We start from the raw sequence: 19,402 nt of genomic DNA on the forward strand, positions 1-19,402 counted from the left end.
AGAATAGGGTCTCTTTATGACAGTAACGTGACTAACCGTGAAAATCGCGTGACACTTATATTACTGCGATGAAAGGCGAATTCGCGGCTATTAAAGGAGGGAGACGGTGGGCCTGATGCGGATTGGGAGAAGGTGTGGAAAATCAGGGACGGGAACGTTTGCGCGATCGCTTTAGCGCTGAAATTTGCGCGTTGGAAAGCTGGTTTGGCGGGCCGGTGAATTGACGAAGGACGCGCGCGCTGCGTGGAGTGATGCTACACGCGCGTCGGGTTCGTTGTTTGGGCTGGCTGCTCCTGGCTACGTCTCAGGTGGTCGCCTGTTTGACGACATTCGCGATGGCTTCGGCGTGCCGCACCGCCTCGTCCACGCGCTGCGCTTCGACCATCACGCGCAGCACCGGCTCCGTACCCGAGGCGCGAATCAGCACGCGCCCATGCCCTTCCAGCGCCGTTTCGGCCGCCTTGATGGCACGCTGGATGGCGTCGCTGCCCTTCCAGTCCGCGCCCGGCTGCATGCGCACGTTGATCAGCTTCTGCGGGAACAGCGTGACCCCTTCGAGCAGTTGCGCGAGCGACTTGCCGCCGCGCTTCATGGCCGCCAGTACCAGCAGCGAAGAGACGATGCCGTCACCGGTGGAATGGCGGTCGAGCGACAGAATATGGCCCGAGCCTTCCGCGCCCAGCTGCCAGCCGTGCTCACGGAGTTGCTCGAGCACGTAGCGGTCGCCCACTGCCGCCCGCACGAAATTCACGCCTTCGCGCTGCAGGGCGACTTCGACGGCCATGTTGGTCATCAGGGTGCCCACGGCCCCTTCGACTTTGCCTTCGGTGGCAATGCGGTCCTTGACCAGCACGTAGAGCAGTTCGTCGCCGTTGTAGAGCCGTCCGGATGAATCGACGATCTGCACGCGGTCGGCATCACCATCCAGCGCAATGCCAAGATCCGCGTGATTGGCGCGCACCGCCCGCACCAGCGCGTCCGGCGCCGTCGCGCCCACGCCGTCGTTGATGTTGAAGCCGTTCGGTGCGACGCCGATCGGGATCACGTCCGCACCCAGTTCGTGGAACACGTGCGGCGCGATGTCATACGCGGCACCGTGCGCGCAATCCACCACCAGCTTCATGCCGCGCAGATCGAAGGCCGCCGGGAAGGTGCTCTTGCAGAACTCGATATAACGCCCCGCCGCATCATCCAGCCGACGCGCCTTGCCCAGTTGCTCGGAAGCCGCGCAGTCCAGCGGCAGGTCGAGTTGCTCCTCGATCTTCAGTTCGACTTCATCCGGCAGCTTGTCGCCATACGCCGAGAAGAACTTGATGCCGTTGTCGTAGTACGGGTTGTGCGACGCGCTGATCACGACGCCGGCCGCCAACCGCAGCGCCCGCGTGAGGTACGCGATACCCGGCGTGGGCATCGGACCGGCCAGCATCACATCCACACCCGCCGCGGAAAAGCCGGCTTCGAGCGCGGCTTCGAGCATGTAGCCCGAGACACGCGTGTCCTTGCCGATCAACACCGTGGGACGTTGCCCCGAGTGGGCCCAACGGTCACCGCCAGCCAGCACCTTGCCGGCGGCGTAACCCAGACGCAGGACGAAATCCGGCGTGATCGGCGCATCGCCGACCTTGCCGCGAATACCATCAGTACCAAAAAAGCGACGTGCCATCTTGTAGTTTTCCTCTTCTTTCAGGGGTCAGCGGCGTGCGGCGTCGCGCGTGGCTGCCCAGACTTTCAATGCGTCGACGGTTGGCGCGACGTCATGCACGCGCAAAATCGCCGCTCCCCGCTCGGCGGCCAGCACGGCCGCCGCGACACTGGCTGCCACGCGCTCCGGCGCGGCACGGCCGGTCACCGCGCCCAGCATGGACTTGCGCGACATACCGGCCAGAATGGGAAACGGTCGCCCGGCATGCGGCGCTGTTTCGGCCAGATGAGCCAGCAATGCGTAATTGTGTTCGACCACGGCCTTGCCAAAACCAAAGCCCGGATCGACGCTGATGCGCGCTTTGGCAATGCCGGCTTGCGTCAGGGCCGCTATGCGCTGCGTCAGAAACTCACGCACTTCACTCACCACGTCCTGATACGCCGGCTCGCCAAGCTGCATGGTTTGGGGTTCGCCCAGCATATGCATGACGCACAGGCCACACGCGCTGTCACGCACCGCCTCGATCGCACCAGGCATCCGGAAACCCCAGATATCGTTGATCAGGTCCGCGCCCGCCGCCAGTGCATGACGCATGACCTCGGGCTTGTAGGTGTCAACCGATAGCGGGATTTGCGCGTCGCGCAACTGTTCGACCAGCGGGATCACCCGCTCCAGTTCCTCGTCGAGCGGCACCGGCGGTGCACCGGGCCGCGTGGATTCGCCACCAATGTCGATGATGTCCACACCGTCGAGCATCATGCGTTCCGCCTGGCGCAGTGCGTCGCCGCGCAGGGCGAACTGTCCGCCATCGGAGAAGGAATCCGGCGTGACGTTCAGAATGCCCATGACCAGCGGGCGCTCGAAGGTCAGCGTGAAACGCCCGCATTGCAACGGTTCGGGCTCGAGGGGAAACGGTAAAGCAGTGATCGACACAGAACAGGCATCCAGACGACAGGGTGAAAACGGCAACGAGACTCTTGGCGAATTGGCGTGGATTTCGTTTGCCAACCTGGGTTGGCAAACTCCAGTGAGCCAACCGCGCGAATACAAAACGGGCCGGTGTGAATCACACCGGCCCGCAGTTTGAACGTGGCTTCGATCAGGCCGGCGCGGTCGCGCTGCCCGGCTTCACCTCGGTACCCGTGCTGCCGCCCGACGAAGCGTCGCTGGCCGGCGGCGAGCTCTTCGGTGCGCGCGGCGGACGTCCCGCCATGATGTCGTTGATCTGATCAGCGTCGATCGTTTCCCACTCCATCAGCGCTGCGGTCATGGCTTCGACCTTGTCGCGATTCTCATCCAGCAGACGCTTGGCCAACGTGTACTGCTCGTCCAGCACCCGGCGGATTTCCGCGTCGACCTTCTGCTGCGTCGCTTCCGAAATGGTCCGCGTGAAGCCGCGGCCAAACGGTGTGGCGTCGTTTTCGTCGTCGACGTAGACCATCGGCCCGAGGGCGTCCGTCATGCCGAAGCGTGCAACCATTGCACGTGCGGTCTGGGTGGCCTTGTTGAAGTCGTCCGAAGCACCCGTGCTGATCAGGTTCAGGAACAGCTCTTCCGCCACCCGGCCGCCGAACAGAATGGCCAGACGATCCAGCAAGTAGTCTTTCGAGTACGTTTCGTTGTCGTGCTCCGGCAACTGCCACGTCACACCCAGCGCGCGACCGCGCGGAATGATGGTGACCTTGTGCACCGGATCAGCCTTCGGCAACAGCTTCGCGATCACCGCGTGGCCCGACTCGTGATACGCCGTAGCACGCTTCGATTCTTCGCGGATCACCGCCGACTTGCGCTCCGGACCCATGAAGATCTTGTCCTTCGCGTCTTCGAAATCGATCATCTCGACGATGCGCTTGCCACGACGCGCTGCGAACAACGCCGCTTCGTTCACCAGGTTGGCCAGGTCCGCACCCGAGAAGCCCGGCGTGCCGCGTGCGATAACCGCAGCGTCGACGTCGTTCGAGATCGGCACCTTGCGCAGATGCACCTTCATGATGTGTTCGCGACCGCGGATATCCGGCAGACCCACATAAACCTGACGGTCGAAACGGCCCGGACGCAGCAGCGCCTTGTCCAGCACGTCCGAACGGTTCGTTGCAGCGATCACGATCACACCGGAATTCGCTTCGAAGCCGTCCATTTCTACCAGCATCTGGTTCAGCGTCTGCTCACGTTCGTCGTTGCCGCCGCCCATACCGGCGCCGCGATGGCGACCGACCGCGTCGATTTCGTCGATGAACACGATGCAAGGCGCGTGCTTCTTGGCCTGCTCGAACATGTCGCGCACACGGGCCGCGCCGACACCCACGAACATTTCCACGAAGTCAGAACCCGAAATGCTGAAGAACGGGACTTTTGCTTCGCCGGCGATGGCGCGTGCGAGCAGCGTCTTACCGGTGCCCGGAGGGCCGACCAGCAGCACACCGCGCGGAATTCGCCCGCCCAGCTTCTGGAACTTCTGAGGATCGCGCAGGAAGTCGACCAGCTCGGAGACTTCTTCCTTGGCTTCGTCGCAACCGGCGACGTCCGTGAAATTGATGGCGTTGTTATTCTCGTCGATCAGACGTGCGCGGGATTTACCGAACGAGAACGCCCCGCCTTTCCCGCCTCCCTGCATCTGCCTCATCATGTAGAACCAGAACCCGATGATCAGGATTGTGGGCCCGAGGTAATACAGCGCGGAAACCAGCGCGTTCGGTTCGTCATCGGCCTTGCCGCTCACCTGAACGCCATACTTCATCAGGTCGCCGACCATCCAGATGTCGCCGGGCGACACGATCTGGTATTTCTGGCCGTCTGCTGGAGTGACCGTGAGGTTGCGCCCCTGAACGATAACGTTCTTGACCTTGCCGTTCTTCGCGTCGTCCATGAACTGCGAATACGAAACGCCTTCCTGGACACGGGGCTTATCGAACTGCTTGAACACCGTAAACAGCACCAGTGCGATAACCAGCCACACTGCTGCCTTCGAAAACATATTGTTGTTCAAAGCACCACTCCTTCACTCATAGACGGGCGCCTACATTTGCCTTGCGGCACCACTAAAGCATTCTAATCCAGTCCGCAGACCCCTGCCATAACGAATCGCTACCGCACAAATAGCGTCTGGCGGGCCTCCAGTGCCGCATTTCCGGCCAATCTGGGGGTGCAAATTGGTTATTTGATACCGGCTTGACCGGGCCGTTTAAGATGCTTACCCAAAATAAAAGTTTCGGACGATTTATCCCGTGAGGCTTTCGGCTTGCGGGCTGCCACCGTCTTAAACTGCTGCTTGAACTTTTCTACTATCTGGCTATAACCGCTGCCGTGGAAGCATTTGACTAAAAGGGCTCCATCCGGCTTCAGGTGATTCTGCGAAAACTCCAACGCGAGATCGCATACGTGCTCGATCCGCGCCGCATCGGCCAGTGCCACGCCCGACAGGTTGGGCGCCATATCCGAAATTACAAGATCAACCTGGCGTTCTCCGACGATTTCTTCCAGTTGCCCGAGCACGGTGTCCTCGCGGAAGTCGCCCTGAATGAAGGTCACGTCGGCGATCGGCTCCATTGGCAGCAGGTCGAGCGCGATGATCGTGCCGTCGATGCCGCCTTCGCGCGCCGCGTCACGCTTCGCGCCCTGCGCCAGCTTGTTGCGCGCGTACTGGCTCCAGCTGCCGGGTGCCGAGCCGAGGTCGACGATGACCTGCCCCGGGCGGATCAGCTTGTCCTGCTCGTCGATTTCCTTCAGTTTGTAGGCTGCGCGGGCGCGATAGCCCTCCCGCTGCGCCATTTTCACGTACGGATCGTTGATGTGATCGTGCAGCCACGAGGTGTTGAACTTGTTTTTTGCCATTAAACGTTGAACTCTTGCTGCGTGATGTCATGCTTTTAGCGGATAATACGCGCTTAATTCGCGCGGCTGCCGCTCAATGGTCATCAACTTTGGGCCGACAACCGCGTATCTCTGTAGTTCTGACGCGCCGCCCTGCCCGATTGCCGAAACTCTCGCAACCGCAGGCGTCGCCATTTTAGTCGAGTCTTCCACTTTCCATGCCAGCCCTCAAAGTCTCTTCCGATCAACGCGCCGAACTGCGCTCCCAGGCTCACGCGCTCAAACCGGTCGTGCTCATCGGCGCCGAGGGCCTGACTGACGCCGTGCTGGCCGAAATCAAAGTCCACCTGGGCGCCCACCAGCTGATCAAGATCCGCGTGTTCGGCGACGAACGCGAGGAGCGCCTCGCCATTTACGAGGCCATCTGCGACAAGCTCAATGCCGCGCCCATCCAGCATATCGGCAAACTGCTCGTCATCTGGAAGCCGGAAGCCGCGGCTCAACCGGCAACGCGCGCAAAACGCGGCGCGTTGCCGAGCGCGCGTGAAGCAGCGGAAGAAGCCAAACCGGGCAAGGGCCGCGCGCCGCGCGTGGTGACGGTGATCAAGCCTTCCGAAGTGCCCATGCGCAAGCCGAAGCCCAAAAAAGTCGTCGTGCGCGGTAACGAACGCGTGACGGCGGGCGGCAATATCAAGCGCGCCAAGAAGCGCCAGGCAAGCGCCAAGCGCTCGCATCAATCGGTGAAGTAAGGTTGGGCTGGAACGCGGGCACCTCCGCCCGCGTCAACGTGGAGGCCGCATACAGTGCCCATGCGACCACGCGCAACCATAGACGAGCGCACTCAGCCGCACATGGCGGCTGACTTGAACTAGCCCGTCAGACCGCCCTTGCCCGCTGAAGTCGTGGAGGCGCGCTCTCCCTGCCCCACCACCAGCACGCCGGATTCCGCCGGCAGCTTCCAGACCAGCACAATAGCCAGCAGACTTTCGATCAGATAGAAGAGACTCGACACGCCGTGCAGCACACCAAAGCGTGTTGCATAGGCCGAGTGTCCAACATCGGTGCCGGCCTCGAGCGCGGCCATGCGCAGCGCGTTCATGAAAGGCTGCAGTGCAAAGTAACCCACCAGCACGCACACCAGCATGCCGGCAATCAGCCAGCGCAAGCGGCGATACGCGTCACCGCCGCGCCGGATCAGCACATTGGCAAGCCCAAGCAACAGCACGCCGCAGACAACCCCAAGCACCCCTTCGATGTGAAACAGTTGCGCGGCCACCGCGCCGGCTGCCATGCGATCCAGCGACGTGAAAAGCACCGGCGCAACCGCGTAGCCGATGGTGAGCAAGCTGCCGACCCAGACAACGGTCAGCAGCCGGAACAACCGGTGCGGTACTGCGGACACATGCGCAGGCACACGCGCGGACACAGGATTAGCCACTGGATTCACCACAGAAGCGGGCGCGTCAGACGTAAGTAACGGCGATGATTTCGTACTCGCGCACGCCGCCCGGTGCCTGCACCGACGCCACGTCGCCTTCCGACTTGCCGATCAATGCACGCGCAATCGGCGAGCTGATCGAGATCAGACCGTGGTCGATATCCGCTTCGTCGTCGCCGACGATCTGGTATTTGACCGAAGCGCCCGAATCGAGGTCTTCCAGTTCGACGGTCGCGCCGAACACCACGCGGCCATCTGCCTCGACCGCCGACGGGTCGATGATCTGGGCACCGGCGAGCTTCGACTCGATCTCGGCAATGCGGCCTTCAATAAAGCCCTGCTTCTCTTTTGCAGCGTCGTACTCGGCGTTTTCCGACAGATCGCCCTGGGCACGCGCTTCAGCGATCGAATTGACAACCGCCGGACGTTCAACCGACTTCAGGTGCTGCAGTTCATCGCGCAGCTTCTTCGCGCCACGCGTCGTCAAAGGAATAGTGCTCATAAACAGCTCTAGTGGCAAAAAAACGGCCGTAAAAAAAATCACCGCGGTTAAGTGCATCCCCGCTGGGACCGGAACGTGGCGCAAAGCCCGTGCCGGAACCGTGGGGACGCCGCTTAACCGCGGCACTTACATCTTGGACAGGTATTCGAAGCCTTAGTTTAGGCGAGCGTGGAGTCCTTGTAAATCATAGACTTCCAGATCCTTCAAATAACGCAAGCCTTCAACGGCAGCCCGTGCGCCCGACATCGTGGTGTAGTACGTGACCTTGTTCGCCTGCGCGCTCATGCGAATCGAACGCGAATCGGCAATCGCCGCGCGGGTCTCGTCGACAGTCGTGAAGACCAGCGCAATCTCGCCGTTCTTGATCATGTCGACGATGTGCGGACGACCGTCCTTCACCTTGTTGACCACACGCACCGGCACGCCGGCCGCTTCGATGGCGGCAGCCGTACCCTTAGTTGCGACAATCGGATAACCCAGTTCGTGCAGCATGCGGGCGACTTCGACAGCCTTCGGCTTGTCGGCGTCCATCACTGTGAGCAACACCGTGCCCGACTCCGGCAAACGCGAACCCGCTGCCAGTTGCGACTTGAAGAGCGCTTCGCCGAAAGTCTGGCCCACGCCCATCACCTCACCCGTCGAACGCATCTCAGGTCCGAGCACCGGATCCACAGTGGGGAACTTGACGAACGGGAACACCGCTTCCTTGACGCTGAAGTACGGCGGCACGATTTCCTTCGTGACGCCCTGCTGCGCCAACGTCTGGCCGACCATCGCACGCGCCGCGATCTTCGCGAGCGGCAGACTGGTTGCCTTCGACACATACGGCACCGTCCGCGAAGCACGCGGGTTTACTTCGAGCACGTAGATCACGTCCTCTTTCGAACCGTCGGCGCCATTCGCGTTGCCCGGTACTTGCTGGATCGCGAACTGCACGTTCATCAGGCCGACCACGTTCAGCGCCTTCGCCATCGCGGCGGTCTGACGCTTCAGTTCGGCAATCGTGGCCTGCGACAGCGAGTACGGCGGCAACGAGCAAGCCGAGTCGCCCGAGTGCACGCCGGCCTGTTCGATGTGCTCCATCACGCCGCCAATGAACACCGCTTCGCCATCGGAGATGCAATCCACATCGCATTCGATCGCGTCGTTCAGGAAGCGGTCGAGCAGCACCGGCGAGTCGTTCGACACCTTCACGGCCTCGCGCATGTAGCGTTCGAGATCGCGCGGCTCGTGGACGATTTCCATGGCGCGGCCACCCAGCACGTAAGACGGACGCACCACCAGCGGATAGCCAATTTCATCGGCCAGCTTCAGCGCTTCGTCTTCAGCACGCGCCGTACGATTGGGCGGTTGACGCAGACCGAGGTCCTGCAACAGCTTCTGGAAACGCTCGCGGTCTTCCGCGGCGTCGATCATGTCCGGCGACGTGCCGATGATCGGCACGCCATTCGCTTCGAGATCGAGTGCGAGCTTGAGTGGCGTCTGGCCACCGTACTGCACGATCACGCCAACCGGCTTTTCCTTGTCGACGATCTCCAGCACGTCTTCGAGCGTCAGCGATTCGAAGTACAGACGATCGGACGTGTCGTAGTCGGTCGAAACGGTTTCCGGGTTGCAGTTGACCATGATCGTTTCGTAGCCGTCTTCGCGCATGGCGAGCGCGGCGTGCACGCAGCAGTAGTCGAACTCGATGCCCTGGCCGATCCGGTTCGGGCCGCCGCCCAGCACCATGATCTTCTTGTTGTTCGTCGGGTTCGCTTCGCACTCTTCCTCGTAGGTCGAGTACATGTACGCCGTCTTGGTGGCGAACTCCGCCGCGCACGTGTCCACGCGCTTGTAGACCGGACGCACGTTCAGCTCGATACGACGTGCCCGCACTTCCGCAGGCTTCGCGCCCAGCAGTTTGGCCAAACGGCGATCCGAGAAGCCGCTTTGCTTCAGATACTTCAGTTCTTCCTTCGACAGGCTCGCCAGCGTGCGGGCTTCCAGCGCCTTTTCCTTCAAGACGATCTGTTCGATCTGCGCGAGGAACCACGGGTCGATGGAGGTCTCTTCGAAGATTTCCTGCGGCGTCATGCCAATGCGGAACGCGTCGCCCACGTACCAGATGCGGTCCGGACCGGCTTCGCCGATCTCGCGGATGATCTCGTCGCGGCTGGTGGTCTTTTCGTCCAGACCATCCACGCCCACTTCGAGGCCGCGCAATGCTTTCTGGAACGACTCCTGGAAGGTACGGCCAATGGCCATCACTTCACCAACGGACTTCATCTGCGTGGTCAAACGCGGATCGGCTTCGCGGAATTTCTCGAACGCGAAACGCGGAATCTTGGTGACGACGTAGTCGATGGTCGGTTCGAACGAAGCCGGGGTCTGTCCACCCGTGATTTCGTTCTTGAGTTCATCGAGCGTATAGCCGCAAGCGAGCTTGGCGGCGACCTTGGCGATCGGGAAGCCGGTTGCCTTCGAAGCCAGCGCCGACGAACGCGACACGCGCGGGTTCATTTCAATCACGATCATCCGGCCATCTTTCGGATTGATCGAGAACTGCACGTTCGAGCCGCCCGTGTCCACGCCGATCTCGCGCAGCACTGCGAGCGACGCGTTACGCAGGATCTGATACTCCTTGTCGGTGAGCGTTTGAGCCGGCGCGACGGTGATCGAGTCGCCGGTGTGGATGCCCATCGGATCCAGGTTTTCAATCGAGCACACGATGATGCAGTTGTCCTGCTTGTCGCGGACCACTTCCATCTCGTACTCTTTCCAACCCAGCAGCGATTCTTCGATCAGCAGTTCGCGCGTCGGCGACAGGTCGAGGCCGCGCTTGCAGATCTCTTCGAATTCATCGCGGTTGTACGCAATGCCGCCGCCCGAGCCGCCCAGCGTGAACGACGGACGGATCACCACCGGATAACCGCCGCTGCCGGTTTCCGTTGCGATCTGCGCCTGCACTGCCAGGGCTTCTTCCATGGAATGCGCTGTGCCCGACTTGGCCGAACCGAGACCGATCCTGGTCATCGCGTCCTTGAACTTCTGGCGGTCTTCCGCCTTGTCGATGGCTTCCGGCGATGCACCGATCAACTCGACCTTGTACTTTTCCAGCACGCCGTGCGCGTGCAGATCGAGCGCGCAGTTCAGCGCGGTCTGGCCGCCCATAGTAGGCAGGATCGCGTCCGGGCGCTCCTTGGCGATGATGCGCTCCACCACTTCCCACGTGATCGGCTCGATATAGGTGACGTCGGCCGTGTTCGGGTCGGTCATGATCGTCGCCGGGTTGCTGTTGACGAGAATGACCTTGTAGCCTTCCTCACGCAACGCCTTGCAAGCCTGTGCGCCCGAGTAATCGAATTCGCACGCCTGGCCGATGATGATCGGACCGGCGCCGATGATGAGGATGCTCTTGATGTCTGTCCGCTTCGGCATAACGCTCTCGCTAATGTATTCCTGTGTTCTTTCCGTGACGCGCGTGGTGGCAGCGTGTGGGTCGCATGACTTCTGCGGGTTCGCCGCGCTCGCGCGCTTTGTTCTGTCCGCTGGCGCGGCGCCGGGCTGCCCCGCGCGCGGCGCTTTTCACCTGGTCTTTACGCGACCGCTGCGGCTGCCGTGGTACCGGCCTTTTTCTGATCCATCAACCCGGTGAAGCGGTCGAACAGATACGCAATGTCGTGCGGACCGGGCGATGCTTCCGGGTGACCCTGGAAGCAGAAGGCCGGCTTGTCGGTAAGCGCGAAGCCTTGCAGCGTGCCGTCGAACAACGACACGTGCGTGGCGCGTGCGTTGGCCGGCAAGGTAGCGGCATCCACCGCAAAGCCGTGGTTCTGCGACGTGATGACCACGCGGCCGTCGTCCAGATCCTTCACCGGATGATTCGCGCCGTGGTGACCCGTCTTCATCTTCATGGTCTTCGCACCGACCGCGAGGCCCATGATCTGGTGACCGAGGCAAATGCCGAAGGTGGGAATGCCACGCTCGATCAGCTCTTTGGTGGCCGTGATGGCGTAGTCGCAAGGCTCCGGATCGCCGGGGCCGTTGGAGAGGAACACGCCATCCGGATTGAGCGCGAGCGCGTCAGCGGCGGTAGCCTGCGCGGGCAGCACGGTGACGTGGCAACCGCGCTCGGCCAGCATGCGCAGGATGTTGAACTTGACGCCATAGTCGAACGCGACCACGCGGTACTTCGGCGTGTTCTGCGTGCCGTAGCCCTCGCCCAGACGCCATTCCGTCTGCTTCCATTCGAACGGCTGTTTCGTCGACACGACCTTGGCCAGATCCATCCCGGCCAGCCCTGGAAACGAGCGCGCCAGTTCGATGGCCCTGGCTTCGTCATCCGAGCCTGCCAGGATCGCGCCGTTCTGCGCACCCTTGTCGCGCAGCACGCGCGTGAGCATGCGGGTGTCGAGGCCGGCGATGGCGACCACGCCTTCGTCCTGCAGGTATTGCGTGAGCGTGCGTTCCATGCGGAAATTCGACGCGAGGACCGGCAGGTCGCGAATGATCAGGCCGGCGGCATGGACTTTGGTGGCTTCGACATCTTCGGCATTCACGCCGACGTTGCCGATGTGCGGGTACGTGAGGGTCACGATCTGACGCGCATAGCTCGGGTCAGTCAGGATTTCCTGATAGCCGGTGATTGCGGTGTTGAAAACGACTTCGCCAATCGTATGGCCGGGAGCGCCGATCGAGTAGCCACGAAAGACCGTGCCGTCGGCGAGCGCGAGCAGAGCGGGAGAAAAAGACGGCAACACGGGAGACTCCTTGGGGGAACACCCTGTGCCGACCTGTCTATCCGAGCCGTGCGAGCCGCAGCGAGGCGCATCTGTGGATGCGCGCGCAGGCTCGCTCGCGTGTCACAGCAGACGTCGCAAGGGCGCGATGGATCCATTGTGTGGACTGATCGGCTGGGTGCGGTGCGTCAGCCGCGCGCGGCGGATGAACGGTGAGGGAGAGGTAGGCGCTAGGGTGCGGGTTGATAAGCTCAAACCTTGGAATTATAGCCCGAAACTACCCTTCCCTCCAAATCCGAGATGGCTGCGGGACGGTGGGCAAGGCGCCTTTTAAGCGCCTGGAGGCAGTGTTTGCCTGCGTTTCCGGGCGTTCCGAGTGTTTCGATCAGGCCTGAATCGGGATAGCGAACTCAGGCCCTCCGCACAAGGCGTGAGCGGCTCGACTACGACTGATGCTCGGCCTGCAATTGCCCGGATTTCGCCAACGCCCGCCCCGGCAGTACGTACCAGATGGCGCTCGCTACCTGCAAGGCGACGAGAACGCCCCATGCCGTCAGATGCGCGGCGGCCGGATAGCGGCCCGCGCTCGCCGGCCAGCGCGACAGCACAGCGCCGACGCCAATCTGGAAGCCGAAGATCAGCAAAAAGATGATCAGCGTGAGCGTGGTATTGGCGCGGCCAATCAGGTGCGCCGGGAAATGCCGCGCCATCACCGCATAGCTGAGGATGCCGGTGCCGCCGAAGATGCCGTACGCCGCCCACAGCAGCCCCGCCGGCAGCGGCACGCCCGCCATGATCAGCATCTGGGTGAGCACGAACAACGCCATGCCGACGCCACAGAACGCATACAGGGACACCCCGCGCCGCTCCAGTCCACGCGCCGCCGCGCCGAAACCGACGCAGCCCGCCATCATCGCGAAGCCGAGAATCGAAACCTGCGCGGCCGCCTCACGGGGCGCGAGACCCATGACGTCGCGCATCCACGCCCCAACCCACAAGGACTGCATGGCGTAGAACACACCCTGCGTGACCACGGAAAACGAAGCGATCTTCCAGAACGCAGGGCTTTTAAGGATGTGCCACGTGCCCTTGAACTGCGAAATCAGGCTGGCGTGGCCCCGCTCCTCGCGCGTCTCCGGCGCGCCGAACCACAGGGCCAGCGCGACGAGAATGGTCAGCACGCCAAGGCCGACGCACACGGCGCGCCACCCGGCGAAGGTCAGCACCCACGTCAGCGGCGTGCCCACCATCACGCCGCCCAGACCGCCGACCGCCATCACCAGCCCGTTCATCAGCGGCAGGCGGGCCGCCTCGAAATGCTGGGCCAGCGCCTTGAAGGCCGCGCCCAGGCAGACGGACACGCCGACGCCGATCAGCAGACGCCCGAGCATCATGGTGCCGATACTGTGCGCGGCGCCGAAGACGCCGATGCCCGCCGCCGCGAACAGCAGCGTGCCGGCGGTGACGCGGCGCGAGCCGAAGTGATCGAGCAGCACGCCCGCCGGAATCTGCGCGCCGGCGAAGCCAAGGAAATAGAGACTTGTCAGCAGCCCGAGATCGGCCGCGGACAGGCCCAGGTCATGCGTAATCAGCGGCGCGAAGCCGAGATTGACACCCCGAAATACGTACGAGACGAAGTAGCCGGCGGAGAACAGCAGAAAGACGCGAAGCTGGGTTGACGACATAGGTGAAAAGTTATTCGGTACGTTCGAGGCAGGGCGCCGCCCTAGAAGATAAGCGAATTGGCGCGCGGCCGCTTCGTGCGAGACCCTGAAATGAAAACGCCGTCACCACTGGGTGACGGCGTCGAAAACGAAAAGTGATCGGAGCGCAATTCATGCGCTGCCCCCGCAACGCATGTGGTCACTTCCGTAAGAGCCGCTTTGGTCTATTTACCCTTCTTCGCCTTGGCTGCAGTCTTTGGGCGGCTTGTTGCCGCAGCCTTTGACGACTTGCTGGACGTGTCCGCCGCAGTCGCTTTCGAAGTCTTGCCCTTGCTGGCGCCCGACGCAGAAGAGCTGCCGCTCTTGCCCTTGCCCGCCGAATCCGACACCTTGACGACCTCGGCGTGGCCACGACCCGATTTCTTATCGTAACGCGAATCGCCCTTGGTGTCTGTGACGCGGGTGCCGATGCGCTCGACGCCACCTCCCTGCACGCTGGCAGCGATCCGTTCAGGACCCGGCTCGCTCGGCAACGCCTTGCCCACCGGGACGTGCAGCACGATCACCTGACCCGGTGCGACGCGGTCACGATGCGTGCGGTTCCATGCCTTCAACTGCCCGACCGAGACGCCGTAACGCACCGCCAGCGCGGCCATAGTCTGATTGCGGCGCACGCGGATCAGCATCTTGCGGGTATCGGGGACGTCCGGCTCCATGGCCAGTACCGCGCTCTCCGCGACGTCGGCGCTGATGTCTTCGTCGTCGTTGTCGTCGCTACGCGGCACGACGATCGTCGAACCCGGCTTCAGGCGCATGCCGGCGGGAATCTTGTTGACTTCCATCAGCGTGTCCGGATCGACGCCGATCTTCTGCGCAATCGTGGCTGGTGCCGCGCGCTCGGTGACCGTATACGTGGTCCACGACGACAGATTGCCGGTGTACGCCTTCAGGTTGTGCTCGAAGGCACTGGCGTTATCGAACGGCAGCAGGATCTGCGGCTGCGTTGCGCCCAGAATGACCGGCTTCTTGAACGACGGGTTCAGCGAACGGAATTCGTCCGGTGTCATGTTGGCGAGCCGGGCCGCCACGTCGACGTCCATGTCGTGCGCCGTGGTCACGGTCACGAAATACGGGTGATTCGGAATGGACGGCAGCGTCAGCCCATACGCCTGCGGGTTCATGACGATATTCTTCACCGCCTGCAGCTTCGGCACGTAGTTGCGTGTCTCGTTCGGCATGCGCAGATCTTGATAGTCTGTCGGCAAGCCGGCCGCCTCGTTACGCGCGATCGCGCGCTGCACGTTGCCTTCACCCCAGTTGTAGGCGGCGAGTGCGAGCTGCCAGTCGCCGAACATGTCGTGCAGACGCGATAGGTAGTCGAGCGCGGCACTCGTGGACGCGAGCACGTCACGGCGCTCGTCCTGCCACATGTTCTGCTTGAGGTTGTAGGTACGGCCCGTGTCCGGCACGAACTGCCACATGCCGGCCGCCTTGGCGACGGACAGCGCCTGCGGGTTATAGGCGGATTCGATGAACGGCAGCAGCGCGAGCTCGGTCGGCATATGCCGCTGCTCGAGTTCCTCGACGATGTGATAAAGGTATTTTTGCGACCGCTCGGTCATGCGCTGCACGTAGTCCGGGCGCTGCGCGTACCAGTTCACCTGCATGTCGACGAGGTCGCTTTGCAGGTCAGGCATCTGGAAACCACGACGAATACGGCCCCACAGATCAGGGTCGGGGGTCGTCAACTGATCGACCGAACCTTGATCGACATCGATCGTTTCTTTGGCGGCGGATGTCTTGCGAAGGGCGTCGGCTACGGCTTGCTGGCTGGCAGGATTGGAAGCGGTGGTATTGCTATTCGTCGTTGGTCCCTGGCTCGCGCACGCGGCGAGCATGAGGACCAATAACGCACTAAAGATAAATCTCATGAACGTCTCGGCTTCCAACTGGAATTTGCAGCCGATAGTACGAAAGCCAGACGTTTACGTCAATCGGAAATAGGCTGAAAACCTTGGCAAATCTTGGGGTTGGCAGATTTTTCCGAAAATCAAGGTGAGCTTGCCCCTAACGGAAGCCGGTTAGCGGAAGCGGTTCTTCCACTCCCGCATCAACGTAAAGGCCGCCAGACGATCGGGCACCGTTTCATGTAACTGCTCGGCCAGCGTGCTCTGGACCGCCGGATTGTCGGCGCGCAGAAACGGATTGACGGCGCGTTCGTGCTCGATCGTGGTGGGCAGCGTCGGCACCCCGCGCTCGCGCAGCGCCGTGGCTTTGTCGCGCCACGCCAGCAGTTGCGCGTTGTCCGGCTCGCAGGCAAGCGCGAAGCGGATATTCGACAGCGTGTACTCGTGGGCGCAGTGCACCTGCGTGGCGCCGGGCAACGCCGCCAGCGAATCCAGCGAATCGAGCATCTGGGCCGGCGTGCCTTCGAACAGGCGCCCGCAGCCGCAGGCGAACAGCGTGTCGCCGCAGAACACGTGCGGCGTGCCGGCGGGATCCGCCGCCTGGAAGTAGGCAATGTGGCCGCTGGTGTGGCCGGGCACGTCGAGCACCGTAAATTCCAGCGCGGGCTCCGCAATGCTGACGCGATCGCCGCTGCGCAGCCGGTGCGTGAGATGGGCGATCGACTCGCCGGCAGGGCCGTACACGGGCACCCCCTGGCCATTCAGCAGATCGGCCACTCCGCCGACGTGATCCTGATGATGATGCGTGAGTAAAATAGCGCTCAACCGCCAGCCTCGCTTCGCCAGATAAGCGCGAACCGGAGCGGCCTCACCCGGATCGACCACCACCGCGTGGTGCCCATCCGAAACGAGCCAGATGTAATTGTCTTCAAACGCCGGGGCCGGTACGTACTCGAGCGCATTCATAGGCGACGCAATCTTCAATATGTCTGACCGATCGATTATAGACTGGCCCGCCTGGACCGACTCGCCGCCCGGACGCTACGTCCTCGAATGGGAGCAGGCGCAGCTCGACCGCGTGGTGTCGGACGTGTTCGGCTATCACGCGCTGCAGCTCGGCCTGCCGCAACTCGACGCGCTGCGCGAGAACCGCATGCCGTGCCGCGGGCTCGTGCTCGACGCCGCCAGCGGCGCGAGCGCGCCCTACGAATTCCCGCGCGCCGCGGGTAACGGCCGGGGCGCGGGCAATGTCATCAGCACGCCGGACCGCCATGCGCCGGCGGGCCGTAGCGCCGTGTGGTGCGACCTGCTGGACCTGCCGTTCGAAGCACAAAGTGTCGACCTGATCGTGATGCCGCATACGCTGGAGTTCACCGCCGACCCGCACCGCCTGCTGCGTGAGGCCGAGCGTGTGCTGATGCCCGAAGGCCAGTTGATCATTCTTGGCTTCAATTCGCTGTCGCTGTGGGGCGCGCGGCAATCGGTCGGCAAGGTGACGGGCAAGCCGTTCGTGCCGGCCGCGCACGACCTGATTGCGTTCACCCGTCTCAAGGACTGGATTAAACTGCTCGGCTTCGACCTTGAACGCGGACGCTTCGGCTGCTATCGTCCGCCCCTCGTCAGCGACCAGTGGCTCGCGCGCTATAGCTTCATGGAAGCGGCAGGCGACCGCTGGTGGCCGATCTTCGGCGCCACGTACATGATCAAGGCCATCAAGCGCGTGCCGGGCATGCGTCTGATCGGACCGCTGAAAGTGAAAAAGCCCGTCCTTGCCGCCGGTCTCACCCCCGCCGCCACACCGAACACCCGCAACCAGAGAAAATGACTTCCGAACTCATTGATATTTATACGGACGGCGCCTGCAAGGGCAATCCTGGCCCAGGTGGCTGGGGCGCCCTGCTGCGTTACGGCGCGCAGGAAAAAGAAATGTTCGGCGGCGAAGCGAACACCACCAACAACCGTATGGAACTGATGGCGGTGATCGCCGCGCTCGAAGCCTTGAAGCGACCCTGCAAGGCCGTCGTGCATACCGACTCGCAATACGTCCAGAAAGGCATCAGCGAGTGGATTCACGGCTGGAAGAAAAAGAACTGGATGACGGCGGCCAGGACGCCCGTCAAGAACGCGGACCTCTGGAAGCGGCTCGATGCAGCCGTCCAGCAGCACGAGATCGAGTGGCGCTGGGTGAAGGGTCACGCGGGGCATCCGGAGAATGAGCGGGCCGATGCGCTCGCCAATCGCGGCGTCGCGACGCTCGCGGAAATCTGACGCGCGGCTGTGCCTTTAGTCTTTGCGACTAGCCTGTGCCATCAGCTACCCTGTGCCGTTACGCCGTGCCAATGATTTGAGCCCTTGCGTACACCACGTTTTTTTCGAAGCCAATTTTTAGAGCGGGCTAAACCGACATGCGTCAACTCATCCTCGATACTGAAACCACCGGCCTGAACGCACGCACCGGCGACCGCATTATCGAAATCGGCTGCGTCGAGCTGGTGAACCGCCGGCTCACGGGCAACAACCTGCACTTCTATATCAACCCCGAACGCGACAGCGATCCGGGCGCATTGGCCGTCCACGGCCTGACCACCGAGTTCCTGAGCGACAAGCCCAAGTTCGCGGAGATCGCCGCCGAGCTGCAGGACTTCGTGCAAGGCGCGGATCTGATCATCCACAACGCGCCGTTCGACATCGGCTTTCTCGATGCCGAGTTCGCGCTGCTGGGCCTGCCGCTTTTCAGCACGCAATGCGGCGAAGTGATCGACACGCTGGTGCGCGCAAAGGCCATGTTCCCGGGCAAGCGTAACTCGCTCGATGCACTGTGCGACCGCTTTGGTATCAGCAACGCGCACCGTACCCTGCACGGCGCACTGCTCGACTCGGAACTGCTCGCCGAGGTTTACCTCGCGATGACGCGTGGTCAGGAAAGCCTCGTCATCGACATGCTCGGCGAAACGTCGTCGGGCGGCACGGAGCGTGCCCCGCGCGTGGCTTTGAGTTCACTCGAACTGCCGGTGATCGTTGCGAGCGAGGAAGAAATCGCGGCGCATCTTGCCGTGCTCGATGGTCTCGACAAGGCCGTCAAGGGGACGAGCGTGTGGCGTCTGCAACCCGTCGCGACCGCAGATGAGCAAACTGCTTAAAAAACTCTTTACGAACCAAAAAAGCTCTGACATAATGCACAGCTCTTCGGGTGGTTAGCTCAGCGGTAGAGCACTGCCTTCACACGGCAGGGGTCACAGGTTCAATCCCTGTACCACCCACCAGATTCGCGTGACCCGCAAGACGAAAGGCCCTCAGACAACAGTCGAGGGCCTTTTTGTTTGGGCCTCTGTCTTGCCTCTTCTCCTCGCCTGTTTCGTTCGCTTGCATCGTCTGCCCATCTCGTCTTCCGTGTTGCGTTTCTGCTCGTTTGTGCACGTCAGCTTCTAGCCCACTGCGCTTTGCCAGGTCAATCATTCTCGCCATTCGCCGCTCGGCTTAGCTCAGACAAAACCCATCTCTGATCCGCTTCTACGAGCCACGTCATGCAATCGCATCGGCGCGCTGCTCGCAGCTGATGACGCAAACCCGCCAGACATGACGCGCGTCTGTATCGAGTGCTCAGGTGTGCTAGAGTGATTCGGCTCGCAACGAGCGGCGCCACATCTGGCGAATCGCGCAAGCAAACCCGAACACTCATCCCCTTGGTGCCAGTCAGCGGCTTGGTCGCGGAGTCGGC

At 62.4% G+C, this 19,402-nt stretch carries 15 protein-coding genes and 1 tRNA gene; 5 read left to right on the forward strand and 11 right to left on the reverse strand.

Annotated features, from left to right (window positions below):
* Positions 1–304: 304 nt before the first annotated feature.
* The 4 genes from glmM to D0B32_RS16660 form a co-directional block, all read right to left on the reverse strand.
* The gene (gene glmM, locus D0B32_RS16645; protein ID WP_117335085.1) at positions 305–1,663 is read right to left on the reverse strand and encodes a phosphoglucosamine mutase; all 1,359 of its coding nucleotides are present in this window, start codon (positions 1,661–1,663) and stop codon (positions 305–307) included.
* Between the two features lie 27 nt (positions 1,664–1,690).
* Positions 1,691–2,488, reverse strand: coding sequence for a dihydropteroate synthase (gene folP / locus D0B32_RS16650; protein WP_259295040.1), 798 nt, complete (start codon positions 2,486–2,488; stop codon positions 1,691–1,693).
* Between the two features lie 253 nt (positions 2,489–2,741).
* Positions 2,742–4,628, reverse strand: coding sequence for an ATP-dependent zinc metalloprotease FtsH (ftsH, locus tag D0B32_RS16655; RefSeq protein ID WP_117335087.1), 1,887 nt, complete (start codon positions 4,626–4,628; stop codon positions 2,742–2,744).
* Positions 4,629–4,795: 167 nt separating this feature from the next.
* Entirely contained in the window at positions 4,796–5,473 is a 678-nt protein-coding gene (locus tag D0B32_RS16660) for an RlmE family RNA methyltransferase (RefSeq protein WP_117335088.1), read from the reverse strand.
* 197 nt (positions 5,474–5,670) lie between these two features.
* Between D0B32_RS16660 and D0B32_RS16665 the strand changes: the two genes are divergently transcribed.
* Positions 5,671–6,201 (forward strand): YhbY family RNA-binding protein, encoded by a 531-nt coding sequence (locus tag D0B32_RS16665; protein WP_117335089.1) that lies wholly within the window; start codon positions 5,671–5,673, stop codon positions 6,199–6,201.
* 119 nt (positions 6,202–6,320) lie between these two features.
* Here D0B32_RS16665 and D0B32_RS16670 read toward each other — a convergent pair whose 3' ends face one another.
* From D0B32_RS16670 to gloB, 7 genes are all read right to left on the reverse strand, one after another.
* Positions 6,321–6,854 carry a DUF4149 domain-containing protein gene (locus D0B32_RS16670; protein ID WP_117335381.1) on the reverse strand — a complete coding sequence of 178 codons (534 nt, stop codon included), beginning with the start codon at positions 6,852–6,854 and terminating at the stop codon, positions 6,321–6,323.
* Between the two features lie 61 nt (positions 6,855–6,915).
* On the reverse strand, positions 6,916–7,392 hold the full coding sequence (greA, locus tag D0B32_RS16675) for a transcription elongation factor GreA (RefSeq protein ID WP_117335090.1): 477 nt from the start codon (positions 7,390–7,392) through the stop codon (positions 6,916–6,918).
* A 153-nt stretch (positions 7,393–7,545) separates the two neighbouring features.
* Positions 7,546–10,812, reverse strand: coding sequence for a carbamoyl-phosphate synthase large subunit (gene carB, locus D0B32_RS16680; RefSeq protein ID WP_117335091.1), 3,267 nt, complete (start codon positions 10,810–10,812; stop codon positions 7,546–7,548).
* 158 nt (positions 10,813–10,970) lie between these two features.
* Positions 10,971–12,134 (reverse strand): glutamine-hydrolyzing carbamoyl-phosphate synthase small subunit, encoded by a 1,164-nt coding sequence (gene carA, locus D0B32_RS16685; RefSeq protein WP_117335092.1) that lies wholly within the window; start codon positions 12,132–12,134, stop codon positions 10,971–10,973.
* Positions 12,135–12,556: 422 nt separating this feature from the next.
* Entirely contained in the window at positions 12,557–13,798 is a 1,242-nt protein-coding gene (locus D0B32_RS16690; RefSeq protein WP_117335093.1) for a nitrate/nitrite transporter, read from the reverse strand.
* Positions 13,799–14,001: 203 nt separating this feature from the next.
* Positions 14,002–15,708, reverse strand: coding sequence for a transglycosylase SLT domain-containing protein (locus tag D0B32_RS16695; protein ID WP_117335094.1), 1,707 nt, complete (start codon positions 15,706–15,708; stop codon positions 14,002–14,004).
* 150 nt (positions 15,709–15,858) lie between these two features.
* A complete protein-coding gene (gloB, locus tag D0B32_RS16700) occupies positions 15,859–16,650 on the reverse strand; it encodes a hydroxyacylglutathione hydrolase (protein ID WP_117335383.1) in 792 nt (263 codons plus the stop codon).
* Positions 16,651–16,669: 19 nt separating this feature from the next.
* Here gloB and D0B32_RS16705 point away from each other — a divergent pair, with 19 nt between their 5' ends.
* The 4 genes from D0B32_RS16705 (at position 16,670) to D0B32_RS16720 (ending at position 18,947) form a co-directional block, all read left to right on the forward strand.
* On the forward strand, positions 16,670–17,509 hold the full coding sequence (locus tag D0B32_RS16705; protein ID WP_117335095.1) for a class I SAM-dependent methyltransferase: 840 nt from the start codon (positions 16,670–16,672) through the stop codon (positions 17,507–17,509).
* A complete protein-coding gene (gene rnhA / locus D0B32_RS16710; RefSeq protein WP_117335096.1) occupies positions 17,506–17,952 on the forward strand; it encodes a ribonuclease HI in 447 nt (148 codons plus the stop codon). The genes D0B32_RS16705 and rnhA overlap by 4 nt, the downstream gene beginning before the upstream one ends.
* A 137-nt stretch (positions 17,953–18,089) precedes the next feature.
* Entirely contained in the window at positions 18,090–18,824 is a 735-nt protein-coding gene (dnaQ, locus tag D0B32_RS16715; RefSeq protein ID WP_117335097.1) for a DNA polymerase III subunit epsilon, read from the forward strand.
* A 48-nt stretch (positions 18,825–18,872) separates the two neighbouring features.
* Positions 18,873–18,947: transfer RNA gene (locus tag D0B32_RS16720), tRNA-Val, on the forward strand.
* The last annotated feature ends 455 nt before the right edge of the window (positions 18,948–19,402 follow it).

The sequence above is a fragment of the Paraburkholderia sp. DHOC27 genome (assembly GCF_003429005.1).
In the GTDB taxonomy this organism is placed as follows: Bacteria; Pseudomonadota; Gammaproteobacteria; order Burkholderiales; family Burkholderiaceae; genus Paraburkholderia.

What these genes read in the sequence shown, in the direction of transcription:
- glmM (WP_117335085.1), bottom strand. Translation starts at nt 1,663, where the DNA reads ATGGCACGTCGCTTTTTTGGTACTGATGGTATTCGCGGCAAGGTCGGC.
- folP (WP_259295040.1), bottom strand. Translation starts at nt 2,488, where the DNA reads ATGGGCATTCTGAACGTCACGCCGGATTCCTTCTCCGATGGCGGACAG.
- D0B32_RS16660 (WP_117335088.1), bottom strand. Translation starts at nt 5,473, where the DNA reads ATGGCAAAAAACAAGTTCAACACCTCGTGGCTGCACGATCACATCAAC.
- D0B32_RS16665 (WP_117335089.1), top strand. Translation starts at nt 5,671, where the DNA reads ATGCCAGCCCTCAAAGTCTCTTCCGATCAACGCGCCGAACTGCGCTCC.
- greA (WP_117335090.1), bottom strand. Translation starts at nt 7,392, where the DNA reads ATGAGCACTATTCCTTTGACGACGCGTGGCGCGAAGAAGCTGCGCGAT.
- carB (WP_117335091.1), bottom strand. Translation starts at nt 10,812, where the DNA reads ATGCCGAAGCGGACAGACATCAAGAGCATCCTCATCATCGGCGCCGGT.
- D0B32_RS16690 (WP_117335093.1), bottom strand. Translation starts at nt 13,798, where the DNA reads ATGTCGTCAACCCAGCTTCGCGTCTTTCTGCTGTTCTCCGCCGGCTAC.
- D0B32_RS16695 (WP_117335094.1), bottom strand. Translation starts at nt 15,708, where the DNA reads ATGAGATTTATCTTTAGTGCGTTATTGGTCCTCATGCTCGCCGCGTGC.
- gloB (WP_117335383.1), bottom strand. Translation starts at nt 16,650, where the DNA reads ATGAATGCGCTCGAGTACGTACCGGCCCCGGCGTTTGAAGACAATTAC.
- D0B32_RS16705 (WP_117335095.1), top strand. Translation starts at nt 16,670, where the DNA reads ATGTCTGACCGATCGATTATAGACTGGCCCGCCTGGACCGACTCGCCG.
- rnhA (WP_117335096.1), top strand. Translation starts at nt 17,506, where the DNA reads ATGACTTCCGAACTCATTGATATTTATACGGACGGCGCCTGCAAGGGC.
- dnaQ (WP_117335097.1), top strand. Translation starts at nt 18,090, where the DNA reads ATGCGTCAACTCATCCTCGATACTGAAACCACCGGCCTGAACGCACGC.